Source organism: Streptomyces sp. MMCC 100, assembly GCF_041538145.2.
Taxonomy (GTDB): Bacteria; Actinomycetota; Actinomycetes; order Streptomycetales; family Streptomycetaceae; genus Streptomyces.
On the sequence record NZ_JBGORK020000001.1, the window covers coordinates 1501620 to 1513361 of the forward strand.

Genomic DNA, 11742 nt, shown 5'->3' on the forward strand with positions numbered 1-11742 from the left:
CACCGTGCCGCCGTTGACGTCTCTCCCTAGCGTGAGCTCATGAGCAACACGGTTCACTTCCAGGCGCGGGGGCGTACGGTCGTCGGCTGCACCCTGCTGGTGATCGCCCTCGGCGCGAGCGTCACCGCCTGCAGCGGCGACGACGACAACCCACTGTCCGCCACCCCGTACGACGCGGCCGGCCAGATCTCCTTCAACGGCCCCACGGACGCCGGGAAGAAGGCCGACCCGGACAAACCCCTGGAGGTGGTCGCCGAGGGCGCCGACGGGCGCATCACGGACGTCACGGCCATGGACGCGACCGGACGCTACGTCGCGGGCGAGCTGTCCGCCGACGGCGCCCGCTGGCACAGCACCTCGCCCCTGGCCGCCAACGCCGGCTACACGGTGCGCGTCAGCACCGAGGACGGGGACGGCGCACCCGGCCGCAAGGTGCTCACCTTCGAGACCGGGAGGCCCAGCGCCAAGAAGGCCCTGGACGTCGTCTTCGGGCCCAAGGCGGGCGCGTACGGCGTCGGCCAGCCCATCACGGCGGAACTGAGCCAGCCGGTCCAGGACCCGGCCCAGCGGGCCATAGTGGAGCGCGCCCTGAAGGTGGACTCCACGCCCGCGGTGAAGGGCGCCTGGTACTGGGTGGACGACAAGAAGCTCCACTACCGGCCCGAGGACTACTGGCCCGCCCACGCCACGATCAAGGTCCACAGCACCCTCGACGGCATCAAGATCGGCGACCGGATGTGGGGCGGCAAGGCCGAACCCCTGAAGATCACCACGGACGACCGCGTCGTGGCCGTCACCGACGCCGCCGCGCACACGCTCACGGTCTTCCAGGACGGCGAGAAGATCCGGGAGATCCCGGTCACCACCGGCAAGCCCGGCTTCGAGACCCGCAACGGGGTCAAGGTCGTCCTCGGCAAGGAACCCTTCGTACGCATGCGCAGCAGCACCGTCGGGATCGCCGAGGGCTCCTCGGAGGCGTACGACCTGCCGGTCTACTGGGCCACCCGCGTGACCTGGAGCGGCGAGTACGTGCACGCCGCGCCCTGGTCCGTCGGCTCCCAGGGCATCGCCAACGTCAGCCACGGCTGCGTCGGCATGAGCACCGACAGCGCGGAGTGGTTCTTCGACACCGTCCAGGAGGGCGACCTCGTCGAGGTCGTCAACTCCGGCGGCGAAACGATGGAACCCTTCGGCAACGGCTTCGGCGACTGGAACATGGACTGGGCGAAGTGGCGCACCGGCAGCGCCCTTACGGGCGGCACCGGCGACGCCGCCGGCACGGGGGAGCAGGCCCGACTGCGACCGGAGAGCACCTGACAGACGCCGCCGGGGGCAGCGTCCCCAGGGACACCCCCTAGACGCCCTGCAACCTCTTCTCCCGCAACAGCGCGGCCAGCGCCGACGCGAACTCCACCGGCTCCACCGGCAACGTCACCGCCGCCTCCGCCCGGCTCCAGGTCGCCAGCCACGCGTCCTGCGGCCGTGCGATGAGCAGCAGCACCGGCGGGCACTGGAAGACCTCGTCCTTGATCTGGCGGCACACGCCCATGCCCCCCATGGGCACGGCCTCGCCGTCCAGGACGCAGACGTCGATCCCGCCCTTGTCCAGCTCCTTGAGCACGGCGGCCGGGGTCGCGCACTCCACGAACTCGACCACGGGCACGTCGGGAGCCGGCCGGCGGCCGGTCGCGAGCCGCACCTGTTCGCGGGTGTTGGAGTCGTCGCTGTAGACCAGCACCGTGGCGGTCGCCTGCATGCTTCCTCCGATACGCGGTGAGACCGGTGAGGGCCGTCGTGGCCCGTGGGCCGGATGCTACTCCCTCGAACGCCCCGTCAGCACTGGTTCGGACAGGGCTTCGACGGGCCGTTCGATGGGCCATCCGGGCCGTACAAGCAGGGGGAACACACCGAACGGCACCCCCCGGGGTGAGGGCGGGATAAGCGACCGACATAATGTCGGTCGTGGCGACAGCAACGACAGTAGAAACCGGGCACGCGCACCCGTCGGTCAACCGGCCGAACCTCACCAGCGTCGGAACCATCATCTGGTTGAGTTCCGAGCTGATGTTCTTCGCGGCCCTCTTCGCGATGTACTTCACCCTGCGATCGGTGACGGGCCCGGACTTCTGGTCCGAGAAGGCCCACGCGCTGAACGTCCCGTTCTCCGCGACGAACACCACGATCCTGGTGCTCTCCTCCCTCACCTGCCAGCTCGGCGTGTTCGCGGCCGAGCGCGGTGACGTGAAGAAGCTCCGGATGTGGTTCATCGTCACCTTCGTGATGGGTGCGATCTTCATCGGCGGTCAGGTGTTCGAGTACACCGAACTGGTCAAGAAGGACGGGATCTCCCTGTCCTCCGACCCGTACGGCTCGGCGTTCTACCTGACCACCGGCTTCCACGGACTGCACGTGACGGGCGGCCTGATCGCCTTCCTGCTGGTCCTCGGCCGCACCTACGCGGCCCGGAGGTTCACCCACGAGCAGGCGACCGCCGCCATCGTCGTGTCCTACTACTGGCACTTCGTCGATGTGGTCTGGATCGGCCTGTTCGCCACGATCTACCTGATCAAGTAGTCGCGGCACGCACCCGCGCAATACCAGAAGCATCGACGCAGAAGATCCTGACACCGGGGTAATCCGTGAAAAAGCTCTCCGCACGACGACGCCATCCGCTGGCGGCACTCGTCGTCCTACTCCTCGCGCTGGCATGCACAGGGGGGCTGTACGCCGCGTTCGCACCCGCGAGCAAGGCGCAGGCCGATGAATCCGCCCAGTCCCTCGCCATCGACGAGGGCAAGAAGCTCTACGCCGTCGGCTGTGCCAGTTGCCACGGCACCGGAGGGCAGGGCACCACCGACGGTCCGAGCCTGGTCGGCGTGGGCGCCGCGGCCGTCGACTTCCAGGTGGGCACCGGCCGTATGCCGGCCCAGCAGCCCGGCGCGCAGATCCCGAAGAAGAAGGTCGTCTACTCCCAGGCGGAGATCGACCAGCTCGCGGCCTACGTCGCCTCGCTGGGTGCCGGTCCGGCCATCCCCTCGGAGGAGAAGTACGGCCCCGAGGGCGCGGACATCGCCAAGGGCGGTGAGCTGTTCCGCACCAACTGCGCGCAGTGCCACAACTTCACCGGCAAGGGCGGCGCCCTGACGCACGGCAAGTACGCGCCGAGCCTCGAGGGTGTCGACCCGAAGCACATCTACGAGGCCATGCAGACCGGCCCGCAGAACATGCCCTCCTTCCCCGACACCACGCTGTCGGAGCAGAACAAGAAGGACATCATCGCCTACCTGGACGCGGTCAACGGTGACGAGACCGTGGACCCGGGCGGTCTTTCGCTCGGCGGCCTCGGCCCCGTCAGCGAGGGCCTGTTCGGCTGGATCTTCGGCCTCGGTGCCTGCATCGCCGTCGCCGTGTGGGTCGCCGCTCGGACCGCAAAGGCCAAGAAGTCATGAGTAGCCAAGACATTCCAGAAGAGAACCTGCCGGCTGAGCAGGGCCGCACGCACGGCGTGCCGAAGCCCGCGGACGACAAGAACCCGTTCGCGGACCCGGGGCTGCCGCCCCACGAGCACCGGATCCAGGACGTCGACGAACGGGCCGCCAAGCGGTCCGAGCGCACGGTCGCCCTGCTGTTCACGGTGTCGATGCTGGCCACCATCGGCTTCATCGCCTCGTTCGTCGCGATCCCGCACGACAAGTCGATCTTCGTCTTCCCGCTCGGGCACATCAACGCGATGAACTTCGCGCTGGGCCTGACGCTGGGCGTGGCGCTGTTCACCATCGGCGCGGGCGCCGTCCACTGGGCGCGCACCCTGATGTCCGACGAGGAGGTCGCCGACGAGCGCCACCCGATCGAGGCCGACCCCGAGACCCGTGCGAAGGTCCACGCGGACTTCAAGCAGGGCGCCAAGGAGTCGGTCATCGGCCGGCGCAAGCTGATCCGCAACACGATGCTGGGCGCGCTCACGCTGGTGCCGCTCTCCGGCGTCGTCCTGCTGCGCGACCTCGGCCCGCTGCCCGGGACGAAGCTCCGCCACACGCTGTGGTCCAAGGGCAAGCTGCTCGTCAACATGAACACGAACGAGCCGATGCGTCCGTCGGACATCGGGGTCGGTTCCCTCACCTTCGCCAAGCCCGAGGGCCTGGAGGAGGACGACCACGACTTCCAGAACGAGATCGCCAAGGCGGCCCTGATGATCATCCGGCTGGAGCCGGACTCCATCAAGGACAAGCGCGAGCTCGAGTGGTCGCACGAGGGCATCGTGGCGTACTCGAAGATCTGCACCCACGTCGGTTGCCCGATCTCGCTGTACGAGCAGCAGACGCACCACGCGCTCTGCCCCTGCCACCAGTCCACCTTCGACCTTGCCGACGGCGCCCGGGTCATCTTCGGTCCCGCCGGTCACCCGCTGCCGCAGCTGCGCATCGGTGTGAACGACGAGGGGTATCTCGAGGCGCTCAGCGACTTCGAGGAGCCCGTCGGTCCTGCATTCTGGGAGCGCGGATGAGTACTGCAGCCAACGACGGACCCCGCTCTCGCGGGAAGGCACCGGCCGGCGAACGCGTCGCCGACTGGGCCGACGGCCGGCTGGGGATCTACTCCCTGGCCAAGGCCAACATGCGCAAGATCTTCCCCGACCACTGGTCGTTCATGCTGGGTGAGGTCTGCCTCTACAGCTTCATCATCATCATCCTCACGGGTGTGTACCTGACGCTGTTCTTCCACCCGTCGATGAACGAGGTCACGTACCACGGCTCGTACGTCCCCATGCAGGGACAGCTGATGAGTGAGGCGTACAAGTCGACGCTCGACATCAGCTTCGACGTGCGTGGCGGTCTGCTGATCCGGCAGATCCACCACTGGGCGGCGATCATCTTCCTCGCCGGCATGTTCGTGCACATGATGCGCGTCTTCTTCACCGGCGCGTTCCGCAAGCCGCGTGAGATCAACTGGCTGTTCGGCTTCCTGCTGTTCGTCCTCGGCATGTTCACCGGTTTCACCGGCTACTCGCTCCCGGACGACCTGCTCTCCGGCACCGGTGTCCGCTTCACCCAGGGCGCGATCCTGTCCGTGCCGATCGTCGGCACGTACATCTCGATGTTCCTCTTCGGCGGGGAGTTCCCCGGGACCGACTTCGTCGCCCGGTTCTACTCGATCCACATCCTGCTGCTGCCGGGCATCATGCTCGGGCTCGTGGTCGGCCACCTGATCCTGGTCTTCTACCACAAGCACACGCAGTTCGCGGGTCCCGGCAAGACGAACAAGAACGTGGTCGGCATGCCGCTGCTGCCGGTGTACATGGCGAAGGCGGGAGGCTTCTTCTTCCTGGTCTTCGGTGTCATCGCGGCGATCGCCGGCATCGTGTCGGTGAACCCGATCTGGGCCATCGGCCCCTACCGTCCGGACCAGGTGTCGACCGGCGCCCAGCCCGACTGGTACATGGGCTTCGCCGAGGGTCTGGTCCGCGCCATGCCGGGCTGGGAGATCAACTTCTGGGGTCACACACTGGTCCTCGGTGTGTTCGTCCCCCTGGTGGTCTTCGGAATCTTCCTCGCGCTCATCGCCCTCTACCCGTTCATCGAGTCGTGGGTGACCGGGGACAAGCGCGAGCACCACATCCTGGACCGGCCGCGCAACGCCCCGACACGTACGGCCTTCGGTGTCGCGTGGGTCACCGCGTACATGATCATGCTGATCGGTGGTGGCAACGACATCGTCGCGACCCACTTCCACCTGTCGATCAACGCGGTCACCTGGTTCGTGCGGATCGGGTTCTTCCTCGGGCCGGTCATCGCGTTCGTCGTCACCAAGCGGATCTGCCTCGGCCTCCAGCGCCGGGACAAGGACAAGGTGCTGCACGGCCGCGAGTCGGGCATCATCAAGCGCCTGCCGCACGGTGAGTTCATCGAGGTCCACGAGCCGCTCAGCCAGGAGCAGCTGCACACGCTCACGGCGCACGAGCAGTACAAGCCGGCCGAGATCGGCCCCGCGGTCGACGAGAACGGTGTCGAGCGCAAGGTGAAGAGCACCGAGAAGCTCCGCGCCAAGCTCAGCGAGGCCTACTACGGCGAGGAGTCGCAGATTCCGAAGCCGACCGTCGAGGAGTACAAGGAGATCACGAGCGGCCACGGCCACCACTGACCCTCCAGCGTCGCCACACCACGGTCGAAGGGCCCCGTCCGTTCCGCGGACGGGGCCCTTCGACCGTGTCCGGGCTGGATAGGGTGGAAGCGCGATCCCCTGTCCACGACTTTGCACGACACACACGATTCAGGAGCGGCTCATGAGCGCTGTGACCCCCGCTGGAGGCGACACCGCGGCGGGCCGCTCCTGGCCCGCCCTGCTGAACGGACTGCTGGACGGCCGTGACCTGTCTGCGGACGAGACCGCCTGGGCGCTGGACGTGATCATGCGCGGCGAGGCGACCGACGCGCAGATCGCCGCTTTCGCGGTGGGGCTGCGGTACAAGGGCGAGACGGTCGAGGAGATCTCCGGGCTCGTCCGCACCATGTACGAGCACGCCAACGTGATCGAGGTGCCGGGGGAGACCGTCGACATCGTCGGCACCGGTGGCGACGGCGCCAAGACGGTCAACATCTCCACCATGTCCGCGATCGTCGTGGCCGGCACGGGCGCGAAGGTCGTCAAGCACGGCAACCGGGCCGCCTCCTCCGCCTCCGGGGCCTCCGACGTCCTGGAGAAGCTCGGGGTCAACCTGGAGCTGACGCCGAAGCGGGTGGCCGAGGTCGCCGAGGAGGCCGGCATCACCTTCTGCTTCGCGGTGAAGTTCCACCCGGCCCTGCGCCATGTGGCGGCGGCACGCGGCCAACTCGGCATCCGCACGGTGTTCAACTTCCTGGGTCCGCTGACCAACCCCGCCCGGGTGAAGGCCCAGGCCATCGGGGTCGCCCATGCCCGGATGGCACCGATCATCGCCGGCGTCTTCGCCGAGCGCGGCCACTCCTCCCTGGTCTTCCGCGGCGACGACGGCCTCGACGAGCTGACCACGACCGCCACGTCCCGGGTCTGGGTCGTGCGGGACGGCCGGGTGACCGAGGAGACCTTCGACCCCCGCGACGTCGGGCTCGAGCTCGTGCCGGTCGAGGCACTGCGCGGCGCCGACGCCTCCTACAACGCCGACGTCGCCCGTCGCCTGCTGGCCGGCGAGTCGGGCCCCGTGCGGGACGCGGTGCTGCTGAACTCGGCGGCGGCCCTCGTGGCCCTGGAGCCGGGCGCGGGACCGCTGGCCGAACAGATCCGGGCCGGGATGGACCGGGCCGCGGAGTCGATCGACTCCGGCGCGGCCAGGCGCGTCCTGGAGCGCTGGGTGGCGGCGACCCACGCGTAGGGTCCGTCCGGCGGATCATGCCGCAGACGCCTTCTCGTGTGACGTGCGTCCCGCGATCCGGACTCGGGTTGCGGGGCGCCGATCACTTCCCCTAGGTTTTTCGTCAGGTCATGAGTGACAGTCATGAGGCCCCGGCCGACTGTCCGGCAACCCTCCGTCCGTGGCGGGGTGCCCCGGGTGAAGACCAGGTCGTGGACAGCAAGGTCCACGGCAAGCGCGGACCCCTCGCGAAACCAGGGGTCCTGGGTCGTCCGAGGGAGTCTCCCGTGAATCAGCGAATGCGATAGGGCCGCAGAGCCCCGCCTCCGCACACCCCTTTTTCTTCTCTTTCACAGCGCCCTTCCCCGCGCTGGTCCTCACGGGAGTCCGCCATGTCCGTACCCACCGCTGTCGCCACCCCGCTGCCCGTCCTCGGCCGCGACGTCACCGTCCCGCTCGTCACCGGTGGGGAGGTCACGTACGCCGCGCTCGACTACGCCGCCAGCGCGCCCGCGCTGCAGCGGGTGTGGGACGACGTGGCCGCCTACGCCCCGTACTACGGGAGCGTCCACCGCGGCGCCGGGTACCTGTCGCAGCTGTCGACCGACCTGTTCGAGAGCGCCCGCGGGACCGTCGCCGAGTTCCTCGGCTGCCGGGACGACGACCAGGTCGTCTTCACCCGGTCCACCACCGACTCCCTCAACCTGCTCGCCGCCGCGCTGCCCGCCGGGAGCCGGGTCTTCGTCTTCGAGACCGAGCACCACGCCTCGCTGCTGCCCTGGCGAGAGGCCGACGTGACGTACCTGGACGCCCCGCGCACCTCCGCGCAGGCCGTCGAGACCCTGGAGCGGGCCCTGGCCGCCCGTGAGCCGTACGGGCCCGCCCTGGTCTGCGTCACCGGCGCCTCCAACGTCACCGGCGAGCTGTGGCCGGTGCGCGAACTGGCCGCCGCCGCGCACGCGCACGGCGCCCGGATCGTGCTGGACGCCGCCCAGCTCGCCCCGCACCACCCGGTCTCGGTGGCCGGCCTGGACGTGGACTGGGTCGCCTTCTCCGGGCACAAGCTCTACGCCCCCTTCGGCTCCGGTGTGCTGGCCGGGCGGGCCGACTGGCTGCGGGAGGCCGAGCCGTACCTCGCCGGCGGCGGCGCCAGCCGCAGGGTGAGCCGGCGCGCCGACGGCGGGGTGGACGTCCAGTGGCACGACAGCGCCGCCCGGCACGAGGCCGGGTCGCCCAACGTCATCGGTGCCTACGCCGTCGCGTCCGCCTGCAAGGCGCTCGCGGAGGCCGGGTTCGACACACTGGTCGCCCGCGAGGAGTACCTGATCCGGAAGGTGCGGGAGGGCCTCGCCGGGGTGCCCGAGGTGCGGATCCTCTCCCTCTTCGGCGACGACGCGCCGCGCGTCGGGGTGCTCTCCTTCGTCGTGGAGGGCTGGAACAGCTCGCACTTCGCCGCGGCCCTCTCCGCCGAGTACGGCATCGGCGTGCGCGACGGCCTCTTCTGCGCCCACCCGCTGCTGCGCACCCTGCTCGGCAGCGACCCGCAGGCGCAGGGCGAGTGCGGCGCCCCCGAGGCGGCACCCGGAGAGAAGTCCCTCAACGCCGTCCGCGTGAGCTTCGGCGCGGGCACCCCGGACGAGCACGTCGAGCGGTTCGTGAACGCCGTCAAGGAGCTGGTGAGCGACGGCGCCCGGTGGAGCTACCGCACCGAGGACGGTCGGTGCGTCCCCGACACCACCTCGGCCGCCGACGCCTGAGCGGTCCGAGCCGCCGGGCCCGGCAACCGCGACCCCAGCAGGATCATCCGCAGCGCGCGTTCCGTGGCGTCCGTGAGGAGCTCGGCGGCGCACAGCAGCGCGTCCGCCAGGGCCATCGGCGCAGGCAGGATGCCGTGGCAGGCGTCCACCCCCGGCACGTCGTGCGCGCCCTCGCCGAGCGTGCCGGCCAGGGCGAGTACGGGACGGCCGTGGAGCTTGGCGCGGCGGGCCACCTCGGCCGGGACCTTGCCGCGCGGCGTCTGGTGGTCCAGGGCGCCCTCCGCGGTGAGGACCAGGTCGGCGCGGGCGAGGCGGGCGTCCAGGTCGAGGTGGTCGAGCAGCACGTCGAAGCGGGGCAGTAGCCGGGCCCCGACCGCCGCGAGCCCCGCGCCGAGACCGCCGGACGCGCCGGTGCCGGGGCCGTGGCGCAGGTCGGTGCCGACGACACCGAGGTCGCGGACGAGGACGCGCGCCCAGTTCTCCAGGCCGGCCGACAACTCGTCCACCTGCGCGGGCGTCGCCCCCTTCTGCGGGCCGAACACCCGGGCCACGCCGCGCTCTCCGCACAGCACGTTGAACGGGTTGCAGGCGACGAGCAGCTCGGTGTCCTCGAGCCGGGCGTCCAGACCGGACGGGTCGATGCGGGCGAGGCGGCTCAGTTCCCGTCCGCCGCAGGGGAGTTCGAAGCCGTCCGCGTCCAGCAGCCGGGCCCCGAGCGCCTGGAGCGCGCCGGCGCCCCCGTCCGACGTACCGGAGTCGCCGCAGCCCACGAGGACGCGCCGCACCCCGGTGCCGAGGGCGGCGCGGATCAGCTCGCCGACGCCGCGGGTCGTCGTGGCGCCCGGGTCGCGCAGGGCGCGCGGGACCAGGGACAGACCCGCGACGGCCGCCATCTCCACCACCGCCGTGTCCCCGGCCCCGAGCAGCGCGAAGTGGGTGCCGACGGGTTCGCCGACCGGGCCGGTGGCGGCCAGCGCGACCAGTCGCCCGCCGGTCGCCGAGGCCAGCGCGACGGCCGTGCCCTCGCCGCCGTCAACCAGCGGGACGCGGTCGATCTCGGCATCCGGCAGGACCCGGCGGACGCCCGCCGCGATGGCGTCGGCGGCGGCCTGGGCGGACAGGGACTCCTTGAAGCCGCTGGGGGCCACGACGACACGGTTCAGCACACAGGACATGCGGGACTCCTTCAACGGGTCACGGGTACGCCGAGCAGCGGCCAGACGGCGGCGGCGAAGAACAGCACGAGCGCGGCGGTCAGCGGCGCCAGGACGGCCGACAGCCGCAGCAGGTCGCGCGGGGTGTAGGTGGGGACGCCGGGGACGTCGGAGAAGAGCGTGACCGGCTTGGCGGAGGCCGGGAGCGTGTGGCAGAACCCGGCCGCCGCCGTGGACGCGAGCGCGGCGGCGGCCGGGTTGACCCCGGCGCCGACGGCCGCGGCGATCACCAGCGGGACCAGGACGGAGGAGCGGGCGGAGCGGGACTGGAGGACCAGGTGGGCCGCCGTGCTCACGGCGACCACGACCCCGAGGAAGACGGCCGGGGCGACGTCCGAGGGCAGGCCCGACACCAGCCACTTCGCCGCACCGGAGTCGGCCAGCGCGACGCCCATCGCCATCGTCGCCGCCATGAACAGCAGCAGCGACCACGGGACGGTCCGCAGCGCGTCCTTGAGCCGTACGGTGCCGAGCGCGGGCGAGGAGGCGACGACCGCGCCGATCAGCGCCACCACCGCGGGGGAGACGTGGTGCAGGGGCTCGCTGCACCACAGGGTCACCACCGTGGCGAGCAGCAGCGCGCAGCGCTTCTCGGCCTGGGTCCAGGGACCGGTGACCGGGCTGTCGCTGTGCCGCTGTATCTCCTCGGCGGTGATGCGGACCGGGCCCGCGCGGTCCGCGCGCCGCGTGGTCGTCAGCAGCACGGTCTCGGCGGCGAGATGGGAGGAGGCCACCGCCAGCGGCAGGCCGAGCAGCAGCCACTGGGTGAAGCCGATCCGGTCCCCGGTCGCCTCCCACAGCACCGACACCGTGATCAGATGCGCACCGGCACCGATCAGGGTCGCCACCGCCGACAGCAGGATCACGGTCGGGAACAGCAGCGCCAGCATCACGACCAGTCGCTTCCGGTCGGCGAGCGCCTTGGCCAGGGCGAGGAACACCGGCAGCGCGAGTGCCGCCCGGCCCGAGGTGGCCGGCACCGCGAAGGCCGTGACGACCAGCGCGGCCGTCGTCAGGTGCACCAACTGCCGTACGGTGTGCGCCCCGCCCACCAGGAACGCCGCCGCCCTGCCCGCGAGCCCCGTCCGGGCCACCGCCGCCGCCAGCACGAACGCGCAGATCAGCAACCACACCGTGGCGTCGCCCAGGGTGCCGAAGAGGGTGTCGCTGCTGATCACGCCGGTCGCGGTCAACGCGAGTCCGGCACCCAGCGCGATGTACGTGTCGTCGATCGGCGTACCGATCCAGGCGCAGGTGGCCAGCGCGAACACGGCGAGGGTGAGGCGCGCGTCGCCGCCCAGGGCGGGGAAGCCGGCGGGGACCGCCAGCAGCGCGCACAGGGACAGCGCCGCGCACAGGGCCGCCGCCAGGCGGAGGTTCAACGTCACGTCATCGAGGGTCCTTCCGGGCGGTGAGCCCTCAATGAGCCCGGCATGAAGGAAACTTC

The 11742-nt window shown here is 70.8% G+C and carries 10 protein-coding genes and 1 riboswitch; of the genes, 7 read left to right on the forward strand and 3 right to left on the reverse strand.

What is annotated here, in order from left to right; translation table 11 throughout:
* Positions 1 to 39 precede the first annotated feature (39 nt).
* Complete coding sequence (locus ABS735_RS06900) at positions 40 to 1317, forward strand: L,D-transpeptidase (protein WP_373901978.1); 1278 nt, start codon at positions 40 to 42, stop codon at positions 1315 to 1317.
* Positions 1318 to 1354: 37 nt separating this feature from the next.
* On the opposite strand, the gene ABS735_RS06905 is transcribed toward ABS735_RS06900, so the two are convergent.
* A complete protein-coding gene (locus ABS735_RS06905) occupies positions 1355 to 1756 on the reverse strand; it encodes a response regulator (protein WP_373901979.1) in 402 nt (133 codons plus the stop codon).
* Positions 1757 to 1953: 197 nt separating this feature from the next.
* Here ABS735_RS06905 and ctaE point away from each other — a divergent pair, with 197 nt between their 5' ends.
* The 6 genes from ctaE (at position 1954) to ABS735_RS06935 (ending at position 9081) form a co-directional block, all read left to right on the forward strand.
* Entirely contained in the window at positions 1954 to 2574 is a 621-nt protein-coding gene (ctaE, locus tag ABS735_RS06910; protein WP_030186375.1) for an aa3-type cytochrome oxidase subunit III, read from the forward strand.
* A 65-nt stretch (positions 2575 to 2639) separates the two neighbouring features.
* Positions 2640 to 3449, forward strand: coding sequence for a cytochrome bc1 complex diheme cytochrome c subunit (qcrC, locus tag ABS735_RS06915; RefSeq protein ID WP_373901980.1), 810 nt, complete (start codon positions 2640 to 2642; stop codon positions 3447 to 3449).
* Positions 3446 to 4504, forward strand: coding sequence for a cytochrome bc1 complex Rieske iron-sulfur subunit (gene qcrA / locus ABS735_RS06920; RefSeq protein WP_373901981.1), 1059 nt, complete (start codon positions 3446 to 3448; stop codon positions 4502 to 4504). The genes qcrC and qcrA overlap by 4 nt, the downstream gene beginning before the upstream one ends.
* Complete coding sequence (qcrB, locus tag ABS735_RS06925; RefSeq protein ID WP_373901982.1) at positions 4501 to 6138, forward strand: cytochrome bc1 complex cytochrome b subunit; 1638 nt, start codon at positions 4501 to 4503, stop codon at positions 6136 to 6138. The genes qcrA and qcrB overlap by 4 nt, the downstream gene beginning before the upstream one ends.
* Before the next feature lie 142 nt (positions 6139 to 6280).
* Positions 6281 to 7345 (forward strand): anthranilate phosphoribosyltransferase, encoded by a 1065-nt coding sequence (gene trpD, locus ABS735_RS06930; RefSeq protein ID WP_373901983.1) that lies wholly within the window; start codon positions 6281 to 6283, stop codon positions 7343 to 7345.
* A gap of 106 nt (positions 7346 to 7451) precedes the next feature.
* A riboswitch (SAM riboswitch) is annotated at positions 7452 to 7568 on the forward strand.
* 148 nt (positions 7569 to 7716) lie between these two features.
* Positions 7717 to 9081: an aminotransferase class V-fold PLP-dependent enzyme gene (locus ABS735_RS06935; RefSeq protein ID WP_373901984.1), complete on the forward strand. Its 1365-nt coding sequence runs from the start codon at positions 7717 to 7719 to the stop codon at positions 9079 to 9081.
* Here the strand turns inward: ABS735_RS06935 and ABS735_RS06940 are convergent.
* Together ABS735_RS06940 and ABS735_RS06945 are read right to left on the reverse strand one after the other, a co-directional pair.
* Positions 9024 to 10247 (reverse strand): glycerate kinase, encoded by a 1224-nt coding sequence (locus tag ABS735_RS06940; protein ID WP_373902323.1) that lies wholly within the window; start codon positions 10245 to 10247, stop codon positions 9024 to 9026. The genes ABS735_RS06935 and ABS735_RS06940 overlap by 58 nt on opposite strands.
* A 20-nt stretch (positions 10248 to 10267) precedes the next feature.
* A complete protein-coding gene (locus ABS735_RS06945) occupies positions 10268 to 11683 on the reverse strand; it encodes an SLC13 family permease (protein WP_373901985.1) in 1416 nt (471 codons plus the stop codon).
* Positions 11684 to 11742: the final 59 nt, after the last annotated feature.